This is a genomic window from Spongiactinospora sp. 9N601 (assembly GCF_044326295.1).
Taxonomy (GTDB): Bacteria; Actinomycetota; Actinomycetes; order Streptosporangiales; family Streptosporangiaceae; genus Spongiactinospora; species Spongiactinospora gelatinilytica.
Genome location: NZ_JBIRBB010000009.1, coordinates 301,782 through 327,966 on the forward strand (window position 1 = coordinate 301,782; position 26,185 = coordinate 327,966).

At 72.4% G+C, this 26,185-nt stretch carries 14 protein-coding genes; 9 read left to right on the forward strand and 5 right to left on the reverse strand.

Annotation, left to right across the window (positions count from 1 at the left end):
- Window positions 1-13: 13 nt before the first annotated feature.
- Window positions 14-1,111, reverse strand: coding sequence for an alpha/beta hydrolase-fold protein (locus ACH34R_RS23550; RefSeq protein WP_397563666.1), 1,098 nt, complete (start codon window positions 1,109-1,111; stop codon window positions 14-16).
- A 36-nt stretch (window positions 1,112-1,147) separates the two neighbouring features.
- Here ACH34R_RS23550 and ACH34R_RS23555 point away from each other — a divergent pair, with 36 nt between their 5' ends.
- The 7 genes from ACH34R_RS23555 to ACH34R_RS23585 all read left to right on the forward strand — a co-directional run bounded on the left by ACH34R_RS23555 (window position 1,148) and on the right by ACH34R_RS23585 (window position 19,892).
- The gene (locus ACH34R_RS23555) at window positions 1,148-2,203 is read left to right on the forward strand and encodes a FecCD family ABC transporter permease (RefSeq protein ID WP_397563667.1); all 1,056 of its coding nucleotides are present in this window, start codon (window positions 1,148-1,150) and stop codon (window positions 2,201-2,203) included.
- Entirely contained in the window at window positions 2,200-3,258 is a 1,059-nt protein-coding gene (locus ACH34R_RS23560; RefSeq protein ID WP_397563668.1) for a FecCD family ABC transporter permease, read from the forward strand. Before ACH34R_RS23555 ends, ACH34R_RS23560 begins: the two co-directional genes overlap by 4 nt.
- 32 nt (window positions 3,259-3,290) lie before the next feature.
- Entirely contained in the window at window positions 3,291-4,106 is an 816-nt protein-coding gene (locus ACH34R_RS23565; RefSeq protein ID WP_397563669.1) for an ABC transporter ATP-binding protein, read from the forward strand.
- A gap of 93 nt (window positions 4,107-4,199) precedes the next feature.
- The gene (locus ACH34R_RS23570) at window positions 4,200-5,264 is read left to right on the forward strand and encodes an iron-siderophore ABC transporter substrate-binding protein (protein ID WP_397563670.1); all 1,065 of its coding nucleotides are present in this window, start codon (window positions 4,200-4,202) and stop codon (window positions 5,262-5,264) included.
- A 2-nt stretch (window positions 5,265-5,266) separates the two neighbouring features.
- A complete protein-coding gene (locus ACH34R_RS23575) occupies window positions 5,267-7,039 on the forward strand; it encodes an ABC transporter ATP-binding protein (protein WP_397563671.1) in 1,773 nt (590 codons plus the stop codon).
- Window positions 7,040-7,093: 54 nt separating this feature from the next.
- Entirely contained in the window at window positions 7,094-18,205 is an 11,112-nt protein-coding gene (locus ACH34R_RS23580; RefSeq protein ID WP_397563672.1) for an amino acid adenylation domain-containing protein, read from the forward strand.
- Window positions 18,192-19,892, forward strand: a complete 1,701-nt coding sequence (locus ACH34R_RS23585; protein WP_397563673.1) for an ABC transporter ATP-binding protein — start codon at window positions 18,192-18,194, stop codon at window positions 19,890-19,892. The genes ACH34R_RS23580 and ACH34R_RS23585 overlap by 14 nt, the downstream gene beginning before the upstream one ends.
- Before the next feature lie 22 nt (window positions 19,893-19,914).
- Here ACH34R_RS23585 and ACH34R_RS23590 read toward each other — a convergent pair whose 3' ends face one another.
- A complete protein-coding gene (locus ACH34R_RS23590) occupies window positions 19,915-20,412 on the reverse strand; it encodes a MarR family winged helix-turn-helix transcriptional regulator (protein ID WP_397563674.1) in 498 nt (165 codons plus the stop codon).
- Window positions 20,413-20,545: 133 nt separating this feature from the next.
- Between ACH34R_RS23590 and ACH34R_RS23595 the strand changes: the two genes are divergently transcribed.
- Both ACH34R_RS23595 and ACH34R_RS23600 read left to right on the forward strand, forming a co-directional pair.
- The gene (locus ACH34R_RS23595) at window positions 20,546-21,499 is read left to right on the forward strand and encodes an alpha/beta hydrolase (protein ID WP_397563675.1); all 954 of its coding nucleotides are present in this window, start codon (window positions 20,546-20,548) and stop codon (window positions 21,497-21,499) included.
- Between the two features lie 120 nt (window positions 21,500-21,619).
- On the forward strand, window positions 21,620-22,405 hold the full coding sequence (locus ACH34R_RS23600) for an FMN-dependent NADH-azoreductase (protein ID WP_397563676.1): 786 nt from the start codon (window positions 21,620-21,622) through the stop codon (window positions 22,403-22,405).
- Window positions 22,406-22,737: 332 nt separating this feature from the next.
- Here ACH34R_RS23600 and ACH34R_RS23605 read toward each other — a convergent pair whose 3' ends face one another.
- From ACH34R_RS23605 to ACH34R_RS23615, 3 genes are all read right to left on the reverse strand, one after another.
- Entirely contained in the window at window positions 22,738-23,946 is a 1,209-nt protein-coding gene (locus ACH34R_RS23605; RefSeq protein ID WP_397563677.1) for an FAD-dependent monooxygenase, read from the reverse strand.
- 109 nt (window positions 23,947-24,055) lie between these two features.
- Window positions 24,056-24,382, reverse strand: a complete 327-nt coding sequence (locus ACH34R_RS23610) for an antibiotic biosynthesis monooxygenase family protein (protein WP_397563678.1) — start codon at window positions 24,380-24,382, stop codon at window positions 24,056-24,058.
- A gap of 164 nt (window positions 24,383-24,546) precedes the next feature.
- A complete protein-coding gene (locus ACH34R_RS23615; protein WP_397563679.1) occupies window positions 24,547-26,175 on the reverse strand; it encodes a flavin-containing monooxygenase in 1,629 nt (542 codons plus the stop codon).
- Window positions 26,176-26,185 lie beyond the last annotated feature (10 nt).

The window sequence follows — 26,185 nt, forward strand, 5'->3', positions numbered from 1 at the left end:
GAGCCTAACCTAATTAGTTCCGGGCTTCCAGTCCGAGCGCCCAGGCCACGTCCCTGAGCAGGGCGTGCCGCCAGCTCGCCCGGTCGTGGCCCGCCGCCGACCGCGACACCCGCACGGTCGCCCCGGCCCGCCCGGTCAGCGACTCGACCGCCTCGCAGTGCGGCAGCATCCGCCGCTCGTGCGCGCCGACGTCGAAGGCGGCGCGCAGCCCCGACAGGTCCGGGCGGCGTTCCCGCAGGTAGGCGGCGATGGCACCGCCGGTCGGGCCGCCCATCGGGTCCGGCAGGCCCGCCGCGCCGGGCGTCCACCAGAACGACCCTGACTGGCAGGCGATGCCCGACAGCAGGCCGGGGAACGCGAGCGCCGCGTACATCGCGCTCAGCCCGCCGAGGCTCTGCCCGGCGGCCACCAGCCGGCCGGGGTCGGCGGGCACGCCGGTACCGGCCAGCAGCGGCAGCAGTTCGTCCCTGATCGCCGTCCACAGCGCGGGCGCGCAGCCGAACTCGGCCTCGCGGTCCCTGGCGGGCAGGAAGACCAGCGTGACCGGGGGCAGCGCGTCGTCGGCGACGGCCGCGTCGAACGCGGTCATGGCCGGGTGCAGGTGCAGCCAGTCATCGCCGTCGAGCAGCAGGACCACCGGCCCGCCGCCGCCCGCCGGGTGGACCCGCACGGTACGGCGTCCGCCGAGCCGCTCGCTCGCCCAGCGCAGCCGGACCTCGGGCAGCGGCAGCACGTCGGCGGGGCCGGCCGCGGGCCAGTACGGCTGGGCGGGCGCGTCCGGGACCGCCGCGATGGACCGGTCCCCGCCCGCGCCCACCGGGTTGAACGGGTCGGCGTACGCTGCGTCGCCGGTGCGGATCTGGTACGTCACCCGCAGCCCGGCGGGCATGGCCACCTCGGCGTACCAGCAGTCCGTGCCGCCCCACCGGCGCATCGGCACCGGCTCCGACCAGCTCTCGAAGACGATCTCCGCCGCCGGACCCCGCCACAGGAACAATGCGGCCCAGCCGCCGTCACCGTGGGGCACCGCCGCCGGTGTCCGCGCCGCCGCCCAGAACGCGTCGCTGCCAGGCTCGCCGCCGAGCCCGAACCTGGCGAAGGTGTCCCTCATGCCCCCAGTGGTACCAAAGGGATAACGTACCTCGCCATGGGCACGACTGTGGAGAAGCGCCCCGCCCCCGGGGCCACGGCTGCTCACCGGCGGCGGGTCGTGGGCGCGGGCGCGCTGGTGGCGGGGCTGCTGCTCGCCGCGGCGCTGTCGCTGGCCGTCGGCGCGCGGGCGCTGAGCCCGGCGGAGGTGTGGCAGGGGCTGTTCGGCGAGCCGGGCGCGGACCAGCGGCTCACCGAGATCACGCTCATCGTGCAGACCGTGCGGGTGCCGCGGACCGTGCTCGCGGTCGTGGCGGGCATCGCCCTGGGGATCAGCGGGGCGCTGATCCAGGGGTTCACCCGCAACCCGATCGCCGACACCGGGTTACTCGGGGTGAACGCGGGGGCGTCGTTCGCCGTGGTGACGATGATCCTGCTGTTCGGGCTCGCCAGTCCGTTCCAGTACGTCTGGTTCGCCTTCGTGGGGGCGGCGGTCGCCGGGGTCATCGTGTTCGGGCTGGCGAGCATCGGCCGGGGGGCGGGCAGCCCGCTGACGCTCGCGCTGACCGGGCAGGGCGTCACGGTGTTCCTGGCCGCCATGACCACGGCGGTCGCGCTGTCGGACAAGGCGTCGCTGAACGCGCTGCGCTTCTGGAAGGCGGGCTCCGTGGCGGGCGTCGGGTTCGACACCATCTGGCCGGCGACCGTGTTCATCGCCATCGGGCTGGCGCTGGCGCTGATCATGCTCCCCGCCATCAACCTGCTCAACCTGGGCGATGACGTGGCGCGCGGGCTGGGCGTGAAGATCGGCCTCAGCCGGACCATGGGCGTCGTCGCGATCACCCTGCTGGCGGGCGCGGCGACGGCGGCGTGCGGGCCGATCGCGTTCCTCGGCCTCATGGTGACCCACGTCGCCCGGTACCTCACCGGGCCGGACTACCGCTGGCTGGTGCCGTACGCCGGGCTGCTCGGCGCGCTGGTCCTGCTGGTCTGTGACATCGTGGGGCGCGTGGTGACCCGGCCGGGCGAGTTGCAGGCGGGCGTGGTCGTGGCTCTGGCCGGTGCGCCGTTCTTCGCGGTGCTGGTGTGGCGCGGAAAGTTCAAGAACGCATGAGCGAGACGAAGATGGCCCCCGGTGTGCGGCTCGGGCGCGCGTCGTTCGTGTGGCGGCCCTGGATGGTGCTGGTCACGCTGCTGCTGGCGGGGGCGGCGTTCCTGGTGTTCTGCCTGTCCATCGCGGTCGGGGACTTCCCGATCGGGCTGCCCCAGGTGATCGCCACGCTGTTCGGGCGGGGCGAGCGGGTGGACGAGTTCGTGATCATGGATCTGCGGATGCCGCGCGCGCTCGCCGGGCTCGTGGTGGGCGTGGCCCTCGGGGTGTCCGGGGCGATCACGCAGTCCGTCGCGCGCAACGCGCTGGCCAGCCCCGACGTGCTGGGGATCACCGGTGGCGCGGGCGCGGTCGCGGCCTTCCTGGTGACGGTGTCGGGCGGGGCCGCCGCGGCGATCACCACCTCCGTGGGGCTGCCGGCGGCGGCGCTCGCGGGCGGTCTCGGCACAGGGCTGCTGGTGTACTTCCTGGCGTGGCGGCGCGGGATCGACGGCCTGCGGCTCATCCTGATCGGCATCTCGGTGAGCGCGGTGATGGAGGCGATCACGGTCTGGCTGCTGGTCACGGCCGACATCCGGGACGTGGCGCGGGCCCAGGCGTGGCTGGTCGGCTCGCTGGACAGCAGGTCGTGGGGCGAGGTCTGGATCGCTTTGTGGGGCACGCTCGCCCTGATGGCCGTCGTCGGGTACGTCTCGTTCCAGTTGCGGCCGATGCACTTCGGCGACGACATCGCGGCCGGGCTGGGGGTGCGGTACTCGATGGTGCGGGCGGTCCTGCTGCTCAGCGCGGTGCTGCTGGCCGGTGTGGCGGTGAGCGCGGCGGGCCCGGTCCCGTTCGTGGCGCTGGTGGCGCCGCAGGTGGCGATGCGCCTGGTGCGGTACCCGACGCCGCCGCTGGTGGCCTCCGGGCTGGTCGGCGCGCTGCTGCTGATCGGCTCTGACCTGGTGGCGCGTACGGCGCTGCCGATCACCCTCCCGGTCGGCGTGGTCACCGCCGCGATCGGCGGCCCGTTCCTCGTCTACCTGCTGGTACGCGCGAACCTGAAGAGGGGGATGTGAAGGCTAGGCTTGCCTAAGTAGAGTGGGTAGGCGTGACCGTTCAACACATCGCCGACGTAGCGCCGCTGGCGGCCGAAGGCATCACCGTCGGGTACGGCGGCCGGCCCGTCATCGACGACCTCGACGTGGTGATCCCGCCGGGGGTGATCACGACGATAATCGGCCCCAACGGCTGCGGCAAGTCCACCTTGCTGCGCACGCTTTCCCGGCTGCTCAAGCCGGCCAAGGGCACGGTGGTGCTGGACGGCCAGGACATCGTCAAACTCAAGACCAAAGACGTCGCCAAGAAGCTCGGCCTGCTCCCGCAGGCCCCCGTCGCCCCCGAGGGGCTGACCGTGGCCGACCTGGTCGCCCGGGGCCGCCATCCGCACCAGAGCTGGCTGCGGCAGTGGTCGTCCGACGACGCCGCCGTGGTCGAGCGCGCGCTGGCCATGACCGGGGTGTCCGACCTCGCCGACCGCCCGATCGACGCGCTGTCCGGCGGGCAGCGCCAGCGCGTGTGGATCTCGATGACCCTGGCCCAGGGCACCGACCTGCTGCTACTGGACGAGCCGACCACCTACCTGGACCTGGCCCACGCGCTCGAAGTGATCGACCTGGTGGACGACCTGCACGAGTCGGGCTGCACGGTGGTCATGGTGCTGCACGACCTCAACCTGGCCACGCGCTACAGCGACAACCTGATCGTGATGCGGTCGGGGTCGATCCTGGCGCAGGGGCATCCGCGTGAGGTGATCACCGCCGAACTGCTGCACGAGGCGTTCGGGCTGCGGGCCAGGGTGATCGACGATCCGGTGAGCGACCGGCCGCTGATCGTGCCGATCGGCCGCACACACGCCTTCCAGTAAAAGTAAGGTTAGCCTTACCTAATGTCAGCGTGTTACGGTTTGCCTGCCCTCAGTAGGGTTCGCAGCGAAACGCACTAAAGCAAGGGATTCCGGATGCTTCTCCAACGAACGACAGTCGCGAAGGCCGTGCGGCGGGTCGCGGTGGCACTGTCCGTCGCGACGCTCGGCGCGGGCCTGCTCGCGGGGTGCGGTTCCGGCTCTGGTTCCACCACCGCTCAGCCGAGCGGAAAGGCCACTCCGGCCGCCACCCCCGGTGGCGCGTTCCCGGTCACCGTTGAGCACGCGTTCGGGTCCACCGAGATCACCAAGGCCCCGGAGCGGGTCGTGTCCGTCGGCTACACCGACGACCAGGCCATCCTGGCGTTCGGCGTGAAGCCGGTCGGCATGGTCGACCAGTACCCCAACCCGCCCGGCAAGACCCCCGACATCAACACCCAGTGGCCCTGGGTGAAGGACAAGTGGGGGGACACCCGCCCCGAGGTCATCATGACCAACGGCGACTCGGGCCCCAACTACGAGAAGATCGCCGCGCTGCGCCCCGACCTGATCATCGCGGTCTACTCCGAGATCGACCAGGCCGCCTACGACCGGCTGTCCAAGATCGCCCCGACGGTGGGCCGCACCAAGGGCGAGGCCGAGCCGTTCAGCGCGCCCTGGCAGGACAACGCGCTGCACATCGCCAAGGCGCTGGGCAAGGCCGACGAGGGCGCCAAGCTGGTGGCCGACATCGACGCCAAGCTGAAGGCCGCCGCCGAGGCGCACCCCGAGTTCGCCGACCAGACCGCCGTCGCGGTGTCCTGGTACAAGAACTCCGTCGCCCCCTTCACCACCACCGACGTGCGCGGACGCCTGGTGTCGGGGATCGGCTTCAAGGGCGCCACGGAGATCGACAAGATCGCCGGCGGCAAGTTCTACACCGTGCTGTCCCCCGAGCGCATCGACCTGGTGGACGTCGATCGCATCTTCGTCATCGCCGACAAGGCCGACCAGGACGCGCTGAAGAACTTCAAGCTGTTCGCCAACCTGGCCGCGGTCAAGGCGGGCAAGGTCTCGTACCTGCTGGACAGCGAGGGCCCGGCGATCGGCGCGGCCATGTCGCAGAGCACGCTGCTCTCCCTGCCGTACGCCATCGACGAGCTCGTCAAGTCGGCAAGCTGACCATGCAGCCGCCCCCCGCCCCGGCCACGCTGCGCACCGCCACCGGCCGCGAGGCCGCGCGGTGGGTCGCGGCACACTGCCGCGAGGTGCCGTGGCTGACCACCGCGACCGTCCTCACCTCGGTCGCCGGGGCGGCGCTCCAGGTCGTGCCGGTGTTCCTGCTCGGCCGGGTGGTGGACGGCGTGGTGGCGCGCGAACCGCATTCGATCCTGGTCACGATCGGCGCGCTGCTGGTGGTGGCCGCGCTGCTCGGCGCGGCGGCCACCGCCGCGGCCACGTACCTGATCGGGAAGCTGGGCGCGGACCTGCTCGCCAGGCTGCGCGAGGCCGCGGTCCGGGCGGTGCTGGGCATGCCCAGCGCGCGGATCGAGCAGGTCGGGGCCGGTGACGTGCTGTCCCGGGTGGGCGACGACGTGGCCGTGGTGTCCAGGGGCATCCAGAAGGCGATCCCCATGTTGTTCTCCTCGGCGGTGCTGGTCGCCATCGCCACCGCCGGCATGTTCGGGCTGGACTGGCGGCTCGGCCTGGCGGGGGCGGGCGCGCTGCCCGCGTACGCGCTGGCCCTGCGCTGGTACCTGCCCCGGTCCGCGCCGCTGTACCGCAGGCAGCGGGAGGCCCAGGCCGACCGCGCGCAGGCGCTGATCAGCGGCCTGAACGGGATCGGCACCGTGCGGGCCTACCGCCTTGAGGGGGCCTTCCGGGAGAAGGTCACCCGCGAGTCCTGGCGGGTGCGCGACCTCGGCATCGAGGTGTTCCGTTTCTTCGGCCGGTTCGTCGGCCGGGAGAACCGCGCCGAGTTCATCGGGCTGGTGCTCATCATCGTGGTCGGGTACGCGCTGCTGGAGGCCGGTGCGGCGAGCCTGGGCGAGGTCGCGGCGGCCCCGCTGCTGTTCCACCGGCTGTTCGGCCCGCTGGGCCTGATCATGTTCACCTTCGACGAGGCGCAGAAGTCCGGGGCGAGCCTGACCCGGCTGGTCGGGGTGGTACGCGAGCCCACCGAGGCACGGCTGGTCGGCAGCGTCGCGCCCACGGACACCGGGCCGTACCCGGTGACGGTCGAGGGGCTGACCTTCGGCTACCCCGACTCCGAGCGGCCGGTCCTGCACGACGTCGATCTGGAGATCCCCGCGGGCGGCTCGCTCGCGCTGGTCGGGGCCACGGGCGCGGGCAAGACCACGCTGGCCACGCTGATCGCGGGCATCGGCACCCCGCAGACCGGCTCGATCCGCATCGGCCCGACGCCCATCGCCGACCTGGACGAGGCCGGGGCGCGGGTCCTGGTGGGCATCCTGACGCAGGAGACCCATGTGTTCGCCGGTCCGCTCGCCGATGACCTGCGGCTGGCCGCGCCGCACGCGACCGACGCCGAGCTGATGGACGCGCTGCGCGTCGCCGGGGCCGGCACCTGGGTCGCGGCGCTGCCCGACGGGCTGGACACCATGGTCGGCGAGGGCGGCGAACGCCTGGACGGCACCAAGGTCGCCCAGCTCGCCCTGGCCCGGCTGATCCTGGGCCGGGCGCCGGTGGTGGTGCTGGACGAATCGACGGCGGAGGCGGGCAGCCAGGGCGCCGCCGAGCTGGAACGGGCCACGCTGGCCGCGTGCCGGGGCCGTACCGCGCTGTTCGTGGCGCACCGGCTGACCCAGGCGATGGCCGCCGACCGGATCGCCGTACTGGACGCGGGGCGCGTCGTGGAGCAGGGCACGCACGAGGAACTGGTCGCCTCGGGGGGCCGGTACGCCCGGCTGTGGCGGGCGTGGCGGGAAAGCGGTTAGGATCGCGAATTAGGTTAGCCTAACCTAATAGCTTGGAAGGAACGGCTGTCTTCGATGGCTTCGACGACCGAACCCGGCACTCGTCTCCTACCGCTCACCTCCGCCAACCTGACCGACCTGCGCCGGCGCGCCGGTGACCACCCCGACGCCGCGTTCGCGCGGGCGTGCGCCATCGGCCTGGCGTACTGGGCGACCGGCGAATGCCCCGACGGCCTCGACCTCACCCCCAAGACCCCGTTCGCCGACGTCCTCGGCTGGGCCGCCGGCGGCGGGCTCCCCACCTGGGAGATCGGCGCGGACGGCCGGAGCATCTCCGTTCCCGAGGGGGTCGCGCCGGACGAGGCGCGGCTCGCGCTGGACGACCTGGCCGCCTTCCCCGACCGGCCGGTCGGCACCATCCGCCCCGACAGCGTGGCCGCCCGGCTCGCCGTCCTGGCCGAGTGGAACGACACCCAGGCCGCCCGGGACCGCCCGACCATCGTGGAGATGTTCCGCGAGCAGGCGCGTACCAGGCCCGACGCCGTCGCCATCGTGGACGAGAGCCGGTCGCTGACCTACCGCGAGGCCGCCGCGCTGTCCAACCAGCTCGCCCGTCACCTGATCGACCGCGGGCTCACCGCCGAACAGACCGTCGGCATCTCGCTCGGCCGTTCCGCCGAGATGGTGATCGGCCTGCTGGGCGTGCTCCAGGCCGGAGGCGCGTTCGTGCCGCTCGACCCGCGCTGGCCCGCCGCCCGCCGCGCGGCCGTCATCGACGACGCCCGGATCACGATCCAGCTCAACGCCACCGGCGAGCAGGAAGCGGGCGAACCGGACGCCTTGGCCGTCGATCTCGGCGACTGGCGGTACGGCTCGTACCCCGCCGAGTGGACCGACGTCGCCATTCCCGGCCCGGCCCTGGCGTACGTGATCTTCACGTCCGGCTCGACCGGACGCCCCAAGGGCGCGATGATCCGGCACGAGGCGATCAGCGAGCGCCTGCTGTGGCAGTCCGGCGAGATCCTGGGCTTCGGCCCGGACGACGCGTCGCTGTTCAAGGCCCCGCTGTCGTTCGACATCTCGATCAACGAGATCTTCCTGCCGCTGGTGCGCGGCGGCAGGCTGGTGATCCTGCGGCCCGGCGGCGAACGCGACCCGCACCACCTGCTCGGCGTGATCGCCGAACAGCGGGTCACCTTCACCTACCTGGTGTCGTCCATGCTGGACGTACTGCTGGAGATCGAGGGCGGCTCCGGGCGGCTGGACAGCCTGCGGCACGTCTGGTGCGGCGGCGAGGTGCTGACCCCCGAGCTGTACGAGCGGTACCGCACCCGCCTCGGCATCCCCCTCTACCACGGCTACGGCCCCGCCGAGGCGACGATCGGCGTCTCCCACGTCATCTACCGCGGCGCGGCCGAACGCCTCACCACGTCCATCGGCAGGGCCAACCCCAACACCCGGCTTTACGTGCTGGACGACGAACTGCGCCCGGTCCCGGCCGGCGTCGGCGGCGAGCTGTACGCCGGCGGGTTCCTGCTCGGCCGCGGATACGTCAACGCGCCTGGCCTGACCGCCTCCCGCTTCGTGGCCGACCCGTTCGCCGCGGACGGGTCCCGGCTGTACCGGACCGGCGACCTCGCCCGGTTCGCCCCGGACGGCTCACTGGACTTCCTGGGCCGGGCCGACAACCAGGTCAAGATCCGCGGCATGCGGCTGGAGATCGAGGACGTCGAGGCCGGCCTCGCCGAGCACCCCCGCGTGCGGCACACCTGCGTGGTGGCCAAGAAGAACACGGCGGACGGCACGTACCTGGTGGGGTACGTGATCCCGGCGACCGGGAGCGAGGACCTGCGCGCCGACGAGGTCAAGGCGTGGGCCGCCGAGCACCTGGTCGAGTACATGGTCCCCGCGCACATCGTGGTGCTGCCGGAGTTCCCGCTCACCCCGAACGGCAAGCTGGACCGGCGCGCGCTGCCCGAGCCGGTGATCGAGACCGCCGCCGTCGTCCCGCCCGCCACCGAGAACGAGCGCCTGGTGTGCGCGGCGGTCGCGTCGGTGCTGAAGCTGGAGCGGGTCGGCGTGGACCAGGACTTCTTCCTGCTCGGCGGGGACAGCATCCTGGTGATCTCGCTGCTGGCCGCGCTGCGCGGGGCCGGCCTGTACGTCACCGTGCGGCAGATCTTCACCAACAGTACGATCGGCGCGCTGGCCGCGGTGGCGAGCCGCGAGGACGTCGCCACCGCGGATCACCGCGACATCGCCACCGGCCCCGTCACCGGGTCGCCCATCGTGCGGTGGCTCGGCGAGACCACGGACGCGATCGACGGCTTCGTGCAGTCCGTCGCGCTGAACACCCCGGCGGACCTGACCCCCGATGCCCTCACCGAGATCCTGAACGCCCTGGTCAGGCGGCACGACATGCTGCGCGCCCGGCTGGTTCGCGGCGACCTCTGGGGCTTTGACGTACCGGCCGCGGACGGGGCCGTCGCCGGGTGGCGGGAGAGCGACCGGCCGCTGGACGAGTGCGTCGACCTGGCCATCGACGGGCTAGACCCGGACGGCGGCGTGATGCTGCGCGCGGTCTGGCGGCGCGCGGCGCGGCAGTTGGTGCTGGCCGTCCACCATGTGGTGGTCGACGGCGTGTCCTGGCGGGTCCTGATGGAGGACCTGGCCACGGCCTGGCGGCAGGTCGGCGCGGGGGAGCCGATCGAGCTGCCCGCGCCCGGCACGTCGTTCCGGCGCTGGACGCAGTTGCTGGAACGGGCGGCGGCCGACGCGGACCCGGCCTACTACCGGCGTCCGCTCCCGGGGCCGGACGTACGGCTGGGCAGGCGTGAACTGTCGGCGGCCGACACCGTCGCGCGGGAGCGGGTGCTGGCCGTACCGGCCGATCCCAAGGTCACCGCCGCGCTGCTGGGCGAGATCCCGGCGCGGTTCCACGCGGGCGTCAACGACGTACTGCTGACCGGGCTCGCCGTCGCCCTCGCCCGGTGGCGGCGCGACCTCGGGCAGGAGCAGACCTTCGCGCACATCGAACTCGAAGGCCACGGCCGCGAGGGCCGGTTCGTGGCGGAGCCGGCGGAGCCCGAGCTGTCACGGACCGTCGGCTGGTTCACGACCCTGTTCCCGGTGGTCGTGGACCCGGGCCCGGCGGCCGACTTCACCGCGCCGGAGTACCTGGCCGCCGCGCTCAAGGCGGTCAAGGAAGACCTCGCCCGGGTGCCGGACAACGGCGTGTCCTACGGCGCGCTGCGCTACCTGGCCGGCGTCCGGTTCGACGCGCCTGCCCCGCAGGTGCTGTTCAACTACCTGGGCCGCTTCGACGCGGGCGAGGAGGGCGACTGGCGGCCCGCCGGCACGACCGGGCAGCTCGGCGAACGACGCGACCCGAAGATGCGCCTGCCGCGCCCGCTGGAGTTCAACGCCATCGCCGAACCCGGCCCGACCGGCGAATACGAGCTGGTCACGAACATCTCCTGGCCCGAGGGGCTGTTCACCGGCGAGGACGTCGCCACGCTCGGCGAGTACTTCCTGGCGGCCCTGACCGGCCTCGCCGCGCTGGAGCACGGCGGCCACTCGCCCAGCGACTTTCCTCTCGTGCGGCTGACCCAGGCCGACGTGGACGCCCTGGACGGCCCGGCGCTGCGCGACATCCTGCCGCTGACCCCGTTGCAGGAGGGCCTGTACTTCCACTCGGTCTTCGACGACGACTCGGCGGGCAGCTACGTCGAACAGCAACTGCTGACGCTGGACGGCGACGTGGACGCCGACCGGCTCGCGGCGGCGGCGACCCGGCTGCTCGCCTTGTATCCGAACCTCGCCGCCCGGTTCGTCGCGCTCGCCGACGGGCGGGTGGTGTCGGTGCTGGAGAGCGGCGCGCGGGCCCCGTTCACGACGCTGGACCGGCCGGGCATCACCGACGAGGAGATCCGCGACCTCGCCGAGCGGGACCGCCTGTCCGGGTTCGACCTGGCGGCCGGGCCGCTGATGCGGTACACGCTCGTCCGCACGGGCCCCGGCCGGTCCGTATTGGTGCAGACCGTGCATCACATCGTGGCCGACGGATGGTCCGTGCCGCCGATGCTGCGCGCGCTGCTGGCGGAGTACCACGCGCCGGGGTCGGTGTACCCGAGGGGCGGCTTCGCCGACTATGTGCGCTGGCTCGCCGAACGCGACGCCGCCGCGAGCGACGAGGTGTGGCGCGACCGGCTCGCCGGGCTGCCCGGCCCCTCGCTGGTCGCCGAGGGGCACACGCCGAGCGGCCGGTTCGCCGACACCGCCGTGGTGCCCGACGCCGACATCGACGGGGCCGCCCGTACGGCGGGCGTGCCGCTGAGCGTCGCCGTGCACGCGGCGTGGGCGGTGACGCTGGGCACGATCCTGCCCGGCACGGACGTGGTATTCGGTTCGACGGTGTCCGGGCGGGACGCGGACGTTCCCGGCATCGAGGACATGGTGGGCCTGTTCATCAACACGATCCCGGTGCGGGTCCGGTGGGCGGGCGGCACCACGGCGCGCGACCTGCTGGCCTCGGTACGGGACCATCAGGGCGCGGTGCTGCCGCACCAGCACGTCTCGCTGACCAGGATCGGCCGCCAGGCGGGCGGCGGGCCGCTGTTCGACACGCTGGTGGTGTTCGACGTCGCGGCCGACGTGGCCGGGCTGCGCCGTCCCGGCGACGAGTTCGCGATCACCGGCATCGGGAACGAGGGCGCGCCGCACTACCCGCTGACGCTGGTGGTGGAACGCGCCCCCGGCGGCCGGCCGCGGTTCAACCTGATCTACGACGGCGAACTGCTGCGGGAGCCGGGCGCGCGGGCCGTGCTGGACACCTTCGTCCGGGCCCTGACCGGCCTGCTCACCCGGCCGGACGCCTTGGCCGGCTCTTTGGTGCGGCCCTCCGCCCGGATCACGCCGATCACCCTGGGCGGGCTCTTCGACGCCGCCGCCGGGCGCGACCCGGCCGCCACCGCCGTCACCCAGTGCGCGCTGGACGGCACCACCCGGTCCCTGACCTACGGGGAGCTGGCGGAGGCCAAGGACCGGCTGGCCGCGACGTTGCGCGCGGCGGGTGTCGGGCCGGGGGAGCGGGTCGCCGTCGCCGTGCCGCGATCGGCCGAGCAGGTCGTGGCGCTGGTCGGGATCGTCAGCGCGGGCGGCGCTTACGTGCCGCTGGACCTCGCGTACCCGGACGAACGGCTCGCGTACCTCCTCACCGACTCCGCGCCCCGGGTCGTGCTGGTGGCCCCCGACCAGCGGGACCGTTTCACGGAGCTGGTGTCCAGGGCGGGCGTGGGGGCGCGCGTTCTGGTCCAGGGCGACGAACCGCCTTCGGCTGCCGCCGGGCCCGAGGCCGGGTGGCACGATCCGGCGTACGTGATCTACACCTCCGGCTCGACCGGGCGGCCCAAGGGCGTGGTGGTCCCGCACTCAAGCGTGGTGACCCTGCTCGCCAACACCCGGCCCGATCTGGACTTCGGCCCGCGCGACGTGTGGGTCCAGTTCCACTCCTACTCGTTCGACTTCGCGGTGTGGGAGCTGTGGGGGGCGCTGGCGCACGGCGGCGAGCTGCTGGTGCCGGAGTACGCGCTGACCCGCTCCCCGGTGGACTTCCACCGGCTGGTCCGCGAGCGCGGCGTGACCGTGCTGAACCAGACCCCGTCGGCGTTCTACCAGTTCATCGAGGCGGACCGGCACGTCGGCGAGCCGCTGCCCGCGCTGCGCCTGGTCGTCTTCGGCGGCGAGGCGCTGGACCTCGGACGGCTGCGCGGCTGGGTCGAGCGGCACGGCACCGGCTCGCCCGCGCTGGTCAACATGTACGGCATCACCGAGACCACCGTCCACGTCACGCACCGGGCGCTGACCGACGCCGACTTCGAGGGGACCGCCAGCCCGATCGGCGGCCCGATCCCCGGCCTGGTCACCCACCTGCTCGACGACCGGCTCCGCCCGGTCCCGCCCGGCCGGGTCGGCGCGATCTACGTCGCCGGCGCCCAGGTCTCCCTCGGCTACCTGGGCCGGCCGGGGCTCACCGCGAGCCGGTTCGTGGCCGACCCCTTCGCGGGCGACGGCTCCCGGATGTACCACACCGGCGACCTCGCCCGCCGCACCCTGGACGGCTCACTGGAGTTCGTCGGCCGGGCCGACGACCAGGTGCAGCTCAAGGGCTTCCGGATCGAACTGGGCGAGGTGGAGTCCGCGATCCGACGCCTCGACGGCGTGGTGGACGTCGCCGTCACCGTCGCCGAAACCGGCGACCACCTGACGGCCCACATCGTCGGCCACCCCCCATCCGACCTCCCCGCACTCCTGGCCACCACCCTCCCCTCTCACATGATCCCGGCCCAAGTCCTCCCCATCCCCGCCCTCCCTCTGACCATCAACGGCAAACTGGACCGCCGATCCCTCACCCACCGCCCCACCTGGGAAGGGGAGCCGGGCCCCGGTGCCCCCGCCGGGCAGGCAGCGGCCGGGAAGGTCGTCCCCGGCCCGGAGGACAGGGACGGGAAGCAGGGGACCGATCCCCGCGCCGCACGGCAAGCCACACCGCCCGGGTCCGGAGCCGCGCCGTTCGCAGCCGAGGCCGCCGCTGCGCGGCAGGCCGGCGTTTGGGGCGGGGGGCCTGGGGCGGAGCCCGCCGCGCGGCCGGTCGGGGCCGAATTCGCGGCGGGGGCTGCCGCCGCGCCGAAGGGCGCGGGCGGGGCCCATTCCGCCGGTCGGCCGCTTGCGGCCGAGGCAGTGTTGGCGGGGATTTTTGGGGAGGTGTTGCCGGGGGGTGAGGTGGGCGGGGAGACGGACTTCTTTGCCGCTGGAGGGGACAGCATCGTGGCGATAGCCCTGGTCAACCAGGCCAGGGCGCGGGGGTTGGCGATCACGCCGCGGGATGTGTTCCTGTACCGGACGCCGCGGGCGCTCGCCGGGCGGGTGGGGGTCGAAGTGCCGCGCGTACCCGAACCCGTCCGGCCCGCGGACGGGCCGCTGACGCCGACGCCGATCATTTTGCGGCAGCGTGAGATCGGCGGCTCGCTCAGCAGGTTCGCCCAGGCCAGGGTGCTACCGGGGCCCGGGTTCGCCGAGGCCGAGCGGGCCGTGAACGCCGTTGTGGCCGCGCACCCCGCGTTGCGGATGCGCCTGCGGGCCGAGCACGGGGTCTGGGCCCTGCGTACCGAACCCGCCCGTGCCGTGACCCTCGTCCGGGCGGACACGGACGACCCCGCCGCCGCCGCGGACGAGGCCGCCGACCGGCTGGACCCCGAGGCGGGCGAGGTGGTCGCGTTCACCTGGCTGGACGCGACCCGCACACTCGTCGTCACCGCGCACCACATCGCCATCGACGCGGTGTCCTGGCTGATCCTGCTGGACGACCTCGCCACCGCCATGCGCGGCGCGCCCCTGCCGCCGCCCACCACCTCCTACGCCGAGTACGCCGACGCCCTGGCCACCGCGTCCGCGCACGACATCGACGGCCTCGGGCACTGGATCCACACCCTCCAAGCCCCCGCCCCGCTGCCCACGACCGGCGGGCGGCACGAGATCACCGTGGACCTCCCGCCCGCCCTGACCGCGAGCGTGACCCGTACCGCGCCCGGCGTACTCGGCACCGGCCTCACCGAACTCCTGTGCGGCGCGCTGCGCACCGCCCTGACCCACATCCAGCCCGACCCCACCGACCTGGCGATCGACCTGGAACGGCACGGCCGGGTCCCGATGCTCGAACACCACGACTACACCCGCACCCTCGGCTGGTTCACCGCCATCGCGCCGGTCCGGCTCACCGCGCACACCGACCCCGTCGCCGCGGCCCGCGAGGTCACCGAACGCCAACCCGACGAACACCGCCACATCGCCTACGGCCGCCTCAGGTACCTCAACCCGCAGACCGCCCCCCTCCTCAAAACCCGCCCCCAGGTCCTGTTCAACTACCTGGGCCGGGCCACCGAGGCCCAGGCCCTGCCCATCACCGGCGGCGACCGGCACCGGCAAAGCCCGTACGCCGTCGAGGTCAACGCATGGCTCGACGCCGAAACCCTGCGCGCCACCTTCACCCTCGCCGAGGGCGTCCCCGACGAGCTGACCGGCCACTGGCTCGACGCGCTGAAGCAGATCGCCGACGCCACCGCCGTACGCACCGCACCGGTCACCCCCCTCCAGAAGGGCCTGTACTACCAGGCCCAACTGACCGGCTCGACCGGCCACTACGTCGCCCAGAGCTACTTCGCCTTCGACCGGCGGCTGGACACCGCCGCCCTGGCCGAGGCGATGGCCTACGTGATCGCCCGGCACCCGGTCGTCGGCGCCGGTTTCGCCACCGCCGACGACGGGACCCCGGTGCAGGTCCTCGCGGCGGGCCGCCGGGTGGACGTCCGCACGGCCGTACTCTCGTCAGACGCCGACGTCGAAGAACTGCGCGCCCGCGACCGCGCCACCGGCTTCGACCCCGCCGAACCGCCGCTGGTCCGGCTGACCGTGGTACGCCTGCCGGACGACCGTGACGGCCTGCTGCTCAGCTACCACCTGCTGCTGTGGGACGGCTGGTCACGGGAGATCGTGCTGCGCGACCTGTTCGACGCCTACCAGGCCGTCCTCGACGGAGATCCACTCGACCCGGTCCCCGCCGCCCCGAGTTTCGAGGACCACACGCGGGCGCTCGCCGCCAGGGACGCCTCGGCCGCCGAACGCTTCTGGGCCGGCCACCTGACCGGCCTGTCCGGCCCGACGCTGCTCGCCGGGCCCGCGCCCACGCTCTCGGAAGACCTGCCGCCCGCGCTCGTCCGCACCCTGTCCGCCGAAGACTCCGAACGCCTGCGCACCACGGCCAAGGCCCACGGCGTCACCCTCAACTCCGTCCTGACCGGCGCGTTCGGCCTGCTGCTCGGCGCACGGACCGGCCGCGGCGACGCCGTGTTCGGCGTGACCGTGTCCGGCCGCGAGGGCGAGGGCCTGGCCGAGGTCGTCGGCGTACTGCTCAACACGGTCCCCATGTGGACCCGCCCACGGCCCGTTGACACGGTGGCGGAGTACCTCTCCGCCGTGCAGGCCGACCGGGTCGCCGCGATGGAACACGAGCACCTGGGGCTCGGCGAGATCCAGCGCGCCGGCGGGCACGACACCCTGTTCGACAACCTGTTCGTGCTCCAGAACTTCCTGGACCTCGACGCGTTCGCGCGGATGAACGCCAGGCACGGCATCACCGCCGTGCGGGCCGACGACTCCACGCACTACCCGTTCACCTGGGTCGTCACGCCCGGCGACCGGCTCACGGTCAAGCTGGAGTACCGGTACGGCGACGCCGCCCACGCCCACCGCCTGCTGGACGACTACCTGCGCGTACTCGGCGACCTGGCCCGATCCACCGGCCCGCTGGGCGCGCTGCCCGGCCTCGCCCCCGCGCCCGCCCCGGGGCCGCGCACGGACGTCGGCACCGACACCGTGGTGGACCGGTTCGACCGGGCCGCCGACCGCCATCCGGAGCGGGTCGCGCTGGTGGCGGACGGCCGGAGCATGACGTTCGCCGCGCTGCGCGACCGCAGCCGCGCGGTGGCGGGCGTGCTCGCCGGGCGCGGCATCGGCCCGGAAAGGACCGTGGGCATCGCGATCCCGCGTTCGCTCGACTCGATCGTGGCGCTGTTCGCGGTGCTGCGGACCGGCGCGGCGTACGTCCCGCTGGAACTCGACCACCCCGACGAGCGGATCGACGCCATCGTCGCGGACGCCCGCCCGGACGTGATCCTCACCGTGAGCGCGGTGACCCCCCGCCTGACCGGCGACCTGATCGAGCTGGACCGCCCGCTGCCGCCCGCCGACCCGTACGTCACGTTCGCGCCCGGCGACCCCGCCCGGCTGCGCCATCCCGCGTACACGATCTACACCTCCGGATCGACCGGCCGCCCCAAGGGCGTGGTCACCGAGTACGCCGGGCTGACCAACATGCTGATCAACCACCAGCGCCGGATCTTCGAGCCGGTGCTCGCCGAGCACGGCCACCGGGTCTTCCGGATCGCGCACACGGTGTCGTTCGCGTTCGACATGTCGTGGGAGGAGCTGCTGTGGCTCGCCGACGGCCACGAGGTGCACATCTGCGACGAGGAACTGCGCCGCGACGCGCCCCGGCTGGTCGGGTACTGCCTCGCGCACCGGATCGACGTGATCAACGTGACCCCCACCTACGCTCAGCAACTGGTGGCCGAAGGGCTGCTCGACGACCCCGCGCGGCGGCCCCCGCTGGCGCTGCTCGGCGGCGAGGCGGTCACCCCGGCGCTGTGGCGGCGGCTGGCCGAGACCCCGGGGACGGCCGGCTACAACCTGTACGGGCCCACCGAGTACACCATCAACACCCTCGGCGTCGGCACCTTCGAGTGCGCGGACCCGGTGGTGGGCGTGCCGATCGACAACACCGACGTGTACGTACTTGACCCATGGCTGCGGCCGGTGCCGGACGGCGTGCCCGGCGAGCTGTACGTGACCGGGATCGGCATCGCCCGCGGCTACCTCGGGCAGCCCGGCCAGACCGCGCACCGGTTCGTGGCCTGCCCGTTCGGCCGTCCGGGGATGCGCATGTACCGCACCGGCGACCTCGTCGCCCGCCGCCCCGACGGCAACCTCACCTACCTGGGCCGTACCGACCAGCAGGTCAAGATCCGCGGCCACCGGGTCGAGCCCGGCGAGGTCGAGGCGGCGTTCGCGGCGCATCCGGCGGTGCGGTTCGCCGCCGCGGTCGCCCAGTCCGACCCGCAGGTGGACGGCGCGTACCGGCTGGCCGCCTACCTGGTGCTGGCCGGCTCGGACCTCGCGGCCGTCGCCGCCGAGGTCGGCGCCGGGCTGCCCGACTACCTGCGCCCCACGCACTACGCCCAGGTCGATCACATCCCGCTGACCGTGAACGGCAAGGCCGACACCAAGGCCCTGCCGCCCGCCAGGCCGCTCGGCGCGCTGACCACGGGCGGTGAGCGCGGCCCGGCGACCGAGACCGAGACCGTGGTGTGCGAGTACTTCGCCGAGGCCCTGGACCTGGACGACGACGAGGTGAGCGCGGTGAGCGACTTCGGGGCCCTCGGCGGGCATTCCATGCTGGCGGTACGGTTGGTCGGGCTGCTCCGCCGCGAGTACGGCCCCGTGATCACCATCCGCGACCTGCTCACCCTGCGAACCCCCGAAGCGATTGCCCGGCACCTCGATGACCACTCCTGACCGGCCAGAGCCCCGCACCGGGGCGGCCATCCTGCGGACCGCGCTGCGCCGCAACGCCGGCGCGATGGCCTGGGGCACCCTGCTCATGGGCATGTACCAGGCGGGCGAGACCGCCTTCCCCATCGCGCTCGGCCTGATCGTCGAGCACACCATGCGGGAGCGCGGCCTGGGCTCGCTGGCCCTGTCGATCGCCGCGCTGGCCGTGATCATCACGACCGTTTCGCTGTCGTGGCGGTTCGGCATGCGCATCCTGCAGAAGGCCAACACGACCGAGGCGCACCGCTGGCGGGTGCGGGTCGCGGCCTGCGGGCTCCAGCCGGTGGCCAGGAAGACCGGCCTGAAGTCCGGCGAGGTGCTGACCATCGCCACCGAGGACGCCGACCAGACCGCCGACATCATCGAGGTGGTGCCGCTGCTGATCAGCTCACTGGTCGCGGTGCTGATCACGGCGGTGGCGCTGGGCATCGCCAGCGTCCGGCTCGGCCTGCTGGTGATCGTGGGGACCGTCGCGATCCTGTCGATCCTGAGCGTGATGTCCAAACGGATCGGCGACGGCACGCGCGAGCAGCAGGCCCGGGTGGCGCGGGCCGGCGCGAAGGTCGCCGACCTGATCAGCGGCCTGCGCCCGCTGCACGGCTTCGGCGGCAACCACGCGGCCTTTCTGTCCTACCGCAGGCTCAGCGCCGAGGCCAGGAACCAGGCGGTCGCGGTCGCCAAGGTCAACGGCGCGTACGCCGGTACCGCGCTGACCCTCAACGCGATCCTCGCCGCCGCGGTCACCCTGACCGCCGGCTGGGAGGCGCTGAGCGGCGACATCACCATCGGGCAGCTCGTGATGGCCGTGGGGCTGGCGCAGTTCATCATGGAACCGCTCAAACTGTTCTCGGAGATGCCGAAGTACGTGGTGGTGGCGCGGGCGTCGGCCGAGCGGATGGCGCTGGTGCTGGCCGCGCCGCCGGTCCTCACCCCGGGGTCGGCCCGGCCGTCCGGGGACGGCGGGCTTGAGCTGGACGGCGTGCGGTACGGCGCGCTGCGCGACCTGAAGTTCCATGTGTCGGCGGGCGAGTTCGTGGCCATCGCCGCCTACCAGGCCCGGGAGGCGGCCGACCTGGTGTCCATCCTGGCGGCGAACGTGCCGCCGGACGCGTACGAGGGCGTGGTGCGCGTCGGCGGCCACCCGCTCACGGACCTGTCGATCGACGCGGTACGCGAGCATCTGCTGGTCAACCCGTACGACGCGGAGATCTTCGCCGGCACCCTGCGCACCAACATCGACCCGGCCGACGCCGGCCGCATGATCCCCGAGGCCGTCGAGGCGTCCATGCTGACCGACGTCGTCGCCCTCCACCGCGACGGACTCGACCACGCCGTCCGCGACCGCGGCGCCAACCTGTCCGGCGGCCAGCGCCAACGCCTCTCCCTGGCCCGCGCCCTGGCCGCCGACCCCGCCGTCCTGGTCCTCCACGACCCGACCACGGCCGTGGACGCGGTCACCGAACAACTCATCGCCCGCAACCTCACCGGCCTCCGCCACGACCGCACCACCATCGTGATCACCAGCAGCCCGGCCATCCTGGACGCCGCCGACCGCGTCCTCGTCCTCGACGGCGGCACCATCACCGCCGAGGACACCCACAGAAACCTCCTCACCTCCGACGAAACCTACCGCCAGGCGGTGGCCCGCTGACTACAGGTCGCGGGGCGGTGGGTCAGGCGGTGGCGCCGGTGTGCGCGGCGACGTTGGCGGTCATCCGCCGCAGCAGCGTCTTGACCTGATCCAGCTCCGCGTCGGTCAGGCCCAGGGCGAAGTCCAGGGACGGGACGATCTCGTTGGCCTGGAAGCGCAGCGCGACGCCCTCGTCGGTGAGGGAGACCTCGACCAGGCGCTCGTCATCGGAGCGGCGGCGGCGGGTGACGAGGCCGGCCGCCTCCAGCCGCTTGAGCAGCGGGGTGAGGGTGCCGTAGTCGAGGTGGAGCTTCGCGCCCAGGCCCTTGACCAGGGACGGGCCGTTCTCGTGGAGGGCGACCAGGACCAGGTACTGGGGGTAGGTGAGGCCGACCTTGTCCAGCAGCGGGCGGTAGGCCGACATCACGGCGCGCTGGGCGGAGTACAGGGTGAAGCAGACGAACTCGTCCAGGCGGCGGAACTCCTCCTGGCCGTCGAGCGGGGGTGGCGGGGCGGCGGGTGTGGTGTCGATGGAGGTCATATGGGCATGCTACCTCCAGAGCGCTCAAAAGTTAATTGATTCTGATTAGCTTGCGCACGAGGGAAACGTGTTCTAGTGTCTTGCTCGTACGAAGAACCACCCCCACCGGGGGACCGAGCAAGGGAGCACTCCGATGACCGCCGTTGTCCTCGAACCGGCCGCCGCCGCGTTCGCCGAGGCCACCGCCAACCCGCCCTACCTCTTCCAGATCCCTGTGGACCAGGGCCGCGCCACCGTCGACGACGTCCAGGCCGGCGACGTCGCCAAGCCGGAAGTGGACGAGGAATGGGTCACCCTGGCCGGCGGCCCGACCGGATCGGTCCAGGCCCGCATCGTCAAGCCGCAAGGGGCCACCGGCCCGCTGCCGGTCATCATCTACATCCACGGCGCCGGCTGGGTGTTCGGCAACGCCCACACCCACGACCGGCTGGTCCGTGAACTGGCCATCGGCACCGGGGCGGCCGTCGTCTTCCCCGAGTACGACCGCTCGCCGGAGGCGCGCTACCCCGTGGCGATCGAGCAGAACTACGCCGTGGCCCGCTGGGTCGCCGCCGAAGGCGCCGCCAGTGGGCTGGACGCCACCCGGATCGCGGTGGCCGGCGACTCGGTCGGCGGCAACATGGCCATTGCGCTGACCCTGATGGCCAAGCAGCGCGGCGACCTGCCGCCGCTGCGCGCCCAGGTGCTGTTCTACCCGGTCACCGACGCCGCCTTCGACACCGGTTCCTACCAGCAGTTCGCCGAGGGCTACTTCCTGCGCCGCGACGGCATGCAGTGGTTCTGGGACCAGTACACCACCGACCCCGCCCAGCGCGCCGAGATCACCGCCTCCCCGCTGCGGGCCACCCACGACGAGCTGGCCGGGCTGCCCCCGGCGCTGGTCATCACCGCCGAGGCCGACGTCCTGCGCGACGAGGGCGAGGCGTACGCCGCCAAGCTCCGCCAGGCCGGGGTCCCGGTGACCGCGACCCGCTACGCGGGCGTCATCCACGACTTCGTGATGCTGAACGCCCTGCGGGAGACCAATGCCGCCCAGGCGGCGATCGACCAGGCGATCCACACCCTTCGCGACGCCCTGCACGCCTGATCCCCGCCCGCGCCGGCGAGCGGGCGAGATTTTACCTGCGCTCAGGTCACCTTTCATGGTCACCCTGCGTCACCTAGATGACGGCCAACGACCAGAGACGATTACTGAGAGCAATAGGAAATGTCGGATATCTATCTCCAGCAGCACGCTCCCGGCCGGCTGCGCGAGCCCGGCGGCCCGGCCCGGTCCCTGCTGCACCTCGACTCCAGCGCCAGCCGCCCCGGCGACTCGACCAGCCGTCAGCTCACCGCCCTGTTCGCGGAGACCTGGCGTCGGCGGCACCCCGGCGCCGAATACCGGTACCGCGACCTGGCGGCCCACCCGGTGTCGTTGATCTCGTCCGACTTCGTCGCCCTCGGCCTGCGCAGCGAACGGCGCGGCAACGTTCCGCTGGGCGCGGTGTCCGCGCTGGCCGAAGGGCCGGGCGAGGCCCGGGAGTGGTCGCTCACGCTGCCGTTGATCAACGAGGTCCGCGCCGCGGGCACGGTGCTGCTCGGCGTCCCGATGTACAACTTCTCGGTGCCCGCCGCGCTGAAGGCGTGGATCGACCGGATCACCTTTCCCGGCGCCTTCACCGACGCCGTGACCGGGGAGAGCGTGCTCCGCGACACCGAGGTGGTGGTGGTCACCGCGCGGGGCGGCTGCTACCTGCCCGGCACGCCCCGCGAGGACTTCGACTTCCAGACGTGCTACCTACGCGCCTACTTCACCGAGCTGGGCGTGCCCGAGGACAACCTGCACGTGATCCACGCCGAGATGACCAGGGCGGGCGACGTGCCGAAGCTGGCCCGCTTCCAGGTGCTCGGCCGCCGATCGCTGGCGGAGGCCAGGTCCGAGATCTTGGCGCTCGCCGCGCCACGGCCCGACGCCGAGCCCTGGCCCGCCCATCCGGACGGGCGGGCCTGATCGGGCAAGAGCGGGAGGTGGGCCCGGCCGGCGGTGGGGGGGCGCCGGCCGGGCCAGGGGGGGCGGGCCAGGATGTCACCTTTTCTTGGAGCGGTACGTCATAGTCGGTGACACGATCGGTCGCGCAGAGGCCGCCGGTGACCGGCGCGGGCAATTCATTGCCACGCCGGCGGTCTCTGCTTTTTCAAATGTGGTTCCCCGACCCGGAGGTGAAGACTCGACGAGTGCCAGGGAAGTGGCGGGTGCTCTTACCGGATGCGTTCCCGGTGTGGCCGGATGAATTCGACCGCATTTATCGATGGGCTCCGGGTATTTGTCGTGCCGTCTTTTGTTCAATTAGCCGGCCGGCGCTGTTCGACCACCGCGCGATAGCTGCTGGTGATCTCGGCGAGGGCGCTTCCCTGGTCGCCGCGGTCACCCTGCGCGACCGCGCGCTCGGCGCCGTCCATGTTGCGGTTGGCGAGCACGATGGCCGTCGTCGCCGGTCGGCGGACCGCCTCGTAGCGTTGCAGGGCGGCGGGGATGTCACCTCCGGCCGCCAGCTCGGTGGCCAGGGTGGTGGCGTCCAGGATCGCCTGTGAGCCGCCGTTGGCCCCGATCGGGTACATCAGGTGCGCCGCGTCGCCGAGCAGGGTCACCCGGCCGCGGCCCCAGACCGGCAGCGGGTCGCGGTCCACCATCGGGTAGGTCAGGATCCGCTCGCTGCGGGACAGCAGGTCCGTGATGTCGAGCCACCCGAGGTCCCAGTTCGCGTAGTAGGGCAGGACCTCTTCGACGCTGCCCGCGCGGCTTTGGACGTCGTCGGCGTCGGTGCGCATGGAGACGATGCACACCCAGTTGACCAGGGCCTTTCCGCGCCGGAAGTGTCGCGCGGACATGGGGTAGGCGATGATCCTGGTGGTCTTGCGGTCGTTGACCAGGATCATGGTGCGGCCGTCGAGGAACTCGTCCATCTCGGTGACGCCGCGCCACATCCGCACGCCCCCGGGGGAGATCTTCCCGGCGCCGGGGTGGAGCTGCGCGAGGACCGCCGAGCGGGCGCCGTCGGCGCCGATCAGGGCGGCCCCTTGGAAGGCGGCGGCGCCGGTGGAGCGACTGTGGGCATGGACGCGGACGCCGCCGCCGGTCTCTTCGAAGCCGCAGACCTGGACGCCGGTGCGCACGGCGTCGTCGCCGAGCCGTTCGCGCACCGCGTTGAGCAGCATCACCTGTAGCTCGCCGCGGTGCAACGAGTACTGCGGGCTGGAGTGCCCGGCCGCGATGCCACGCGGCTCGGCCCACAGAGTCGTTCCGTGATTGTCCAGGTAGAGGTGCTCGCGGGTGGGGATGCCGGTCTCCGCGAGCGCGTCGCCCAGGCCGAGGGCGGTCAGTTCGGCGATGGCCGCGGGCTGGATGTTGATGCCCACGCCGAGCGGCCGGATGTCATCGACCGCCTCCAGCAGGAGAGCCCGGATGCCGTGGGCGTGCAGGGCGAGGGCCGCGCTCAGCCCCCCGATTCCGGCGCCGGCGATCACGATGTCAGCGGTGTCCTGGGTGCTCATGACAGAGGTGCTCCCTGCGCCGATGAGGGGCGAGGACTGGACCCCGGCGGGGCGGCCCGCCGGGGGGCTTCCTGCCCGGGAATGGCGTAAGCCCTGAGTGCCCGGGAGGTCAGGCGTGGTGGATGGCGTTCACGGAGTACAGGCCGGGACCGGGGGTGCCCAGCTCGGCGACCCTCTTGGCGAAGGCCTGCGCCTCGGGGTCGCTCAGGAGGGCCTGAACGTCGGCCGGGCTACGCCACTGTGCGTAGTTGATGACCCGCTTGCCGTCCTTGCTGGCGATGATGTTGACCGAGACGAATCCCGGCTTCTGGGAAATCACCTTTTCCGTCCCCTCGTTCAGGACGGCGATGAGCTCCTGCTGCTTCGCCGGGTCCACGTCGATGACGTTGATGAAAGTGGCGAGCTGGTCGTCGGTGCGAATCGTCGTTTCACTCATGCTCCATATGTTAACGCCCCCCCGGGGGCCCTAACAAGGAATTCGGCTTGGTGCGGATCTGTGCAATGCACACCCCCAGGACGCGGAATTAATAACTAAAGAGGACGATTCGGGCAAAACCCGAATCGTCCTCAACCGCATGGCCGAAGCCGTGCTACTCCGCACTACTGCATGGTGAAGCCTTCGTAACCGCCGGTGACCACGGCGTCGAGCTTCTCACGGTAGGACGCCAGCCCGCCGAAGTAGAACATCGCCCTGTTCTTCTTGCCCGGGATGTTGGCCCCGAAGATCCACGAATCGACCTTGGGGAAGAGCGTGAAGTCCGCCGACTGCTGGCAGGTGACCGTCCAGGTCTCCTCGGCGGCCCTGACCGCCTCGACGGCCGGCCGGCCGGCCGCCTCCGCCGCGCCGATCAGCTCGGTGAGCCACTCGACCTGGGTCTCGATGGCCGGGGGCAGGTTGCTGAACACGCTGTTCGGACCGAGGATCATGAACATGTTCGGGAAGCCGGTGACGGCCAGGCCCAGGTAGCTGGTCGGGCCGTCGGACCAGTGCTCGTTCATGCTCAGGCCGCCACGGCCCCGGATGTCCATCCGCTTGTAGCTGCCGTCCACCGCGTCGAAGCCCGTCGCGAACACCAGGACGTCCAGCGGGTGCTCGACGCCGTCCTCGGTGATCACGCCGGTGGGCGTGATCTCCCGGATCGGGTTCTCCTTGATGCTGACGAGCGTGACGTTGTCACGGTTGAAGCTCTCGTAGTAGTCCTCGTTGCAGATCGGACGCTTGGCGTACGGGTCCGTGGGGCTGAGCTTGCGCGCGGTCTCCGGGTCCCGCACGATCTCCTTGATCTTCGACCTGATGAACTCGGCCGCGGCCTCGTTGGCGGCCGGGTCGGTGGCGATGTCGGAGAACGTGCCGAACATGAACCGGAAGCCGTTGCCCTTGTCCCAGTTCTCCTGGAACACCCGCCGGCGCTCCTCCTCCGACACGCTCATGGCCGGGACGTCGCTCTCCTCGAACCCGCACGCCACCCGCGACCGGCGCACCTGCCGCCAGATCTCGTCGTAGTTGGCGCGGTACTCGGCCAGGTACTCCGGGCTCACCGGCGCGTTGCCGGACGGGACGTTGTACTGCGGCGTCCGCTGGAACACCGTCAGGTGCTCAGCGATCTTGGACGCCGCGCAGACGAACTGCGTCCCGGTCGAGCCGGTGCCGATGAGACCCACCCGCTTGCCCTCGATGGAGAGGTCGTCGGGCCAGGAGCCGGTGTGGACCAGCCGGCCCTGGAAGGTGTCCCTGCCCTTGATGTCCGGGAAGTTGGCGGCTGATAACGGGCCGAGCGCGGAGACCAGGTAGCGGGCCGAGAACGACTCGCCGCCGTCTGTTGTCACCGTCCACAGTTTGGCCTCCTCATCATAGACGGCGGCCTCGACGGTGGTGTTGAGCTGGATGTCCTTGCCCAGGTCGTACCGGTCCACGACGGCCTGTAGATAACCCAGGATGTCCCGCTGTGGAATGTAGCGCCGGTTCCAGGCGAGTTCCTGGGCCAGCTCCCGGTCGAAGGAGTACCGATATACCAGACTCTCCGTGTCGGACATGGCGCCGGGATAACGGTTCCAGTACCAGGTGCCGCCGACGCCGTCCGCCTTGTCGAAGCAGCGGACCCGCAGGCCCAGCTCGTTGCGGAGCTTGTGCACCGCGTAGATCCCGCCGAACCCGGCGCCGATGACGATCGCATCGAACCGGGCTTCGGCGCTATGGCCGCCGGCGGTGTGAGTAGTGGTTTGGGACACAGAGTTCGCC

Bases quoted from the DNA above. Each gene is read 5' to 3' on its own strand.
- ACH34R_RS23580 (WP_397563672.1), top strand. From the start codon at position 7,094: ATGGCTTCGACGACCGAACCCGGCACTCGTCTCCTACCGCTCACCTCC.
- ACH34R_RS23585 (WP_397563673.1), top strand. From the start codon at position 18,192: ATGACCACTCCTGACCGGCCAGAGCCCCGCACCGGGGCGGCCATCCTG.
- ACH34R_RS23575 (WP_397563671.1), top strand. From the start codon at position 5,267: ATGCAGCCGCCCCCCGCCCCGGCCACGCTGCGCACCGCCACCGGCCGC.
- ACH34R_RS23560 (WP_397563668.1), top strand. From the start codon at position 2,200: ATGAGCGAGACGAAGATGGCCCCCGGTGTGCGGCTCGGGCGCGCGTCG.
- ACH34R_RS23570 (WP_397563670.1), top strand. From the start codon at position 4,200: ATGCTTCTCCAACGAACGACAGTCGCGAAGGCCGTGCGGCGGGTCGCG.
- ACH34R_RS23550 (WP_397563666.1), bottom strand. From the start codon at position 1,111: ATGAGGGACACCTTCGCCAGGTTCGGGCTCGGCGGCGAGCCTGGCAGC.
- ACH34R_RS23555 (WP_397563667.1), top strand. From the start codon at position 1,148: ATGGGCACGACTGTGGAGAAGCGCCCCGCCCCCGGGGCCACGGCTGCT.
- ACH34R_RS23610 (WP_397563678.1), bottom strand. From the start codon at position 24,382: ATGAGTGAAACGACGATTCGCACCGACGACCAGCTCGCCACTTTCATC.
- ACH34R_RS23600 (WP_397563676.1), top strand. From the start codon at position 21,620: ATGTCGGATATCTATCTCCAGCAGCACGCTCCCGGCCGGCTGCGCGAG.
- ACH34R_RS23605 (WP_397563677.1), bottom strand. From the start codon at position 23,946: ATGAGCACCCAGGACACCGCTGACATCGTGATCGCCGGCGCCGGAATC.
- ACH34R_RS23590 (WP_397563674.1), bottom strand. From the start codon at position 20,412: ATGACCTCCATCGACACCACACCCGCCGCCCCGCCACCCCCGCTCGAC.
- ACH34R_RS23595 (WP_397563675.1), top strand. From the start codon at position 20,546: ATGACCGCCGTTGTCCTCGAACCGGCCGCCGCCGCGTTCGCCGAGGCC.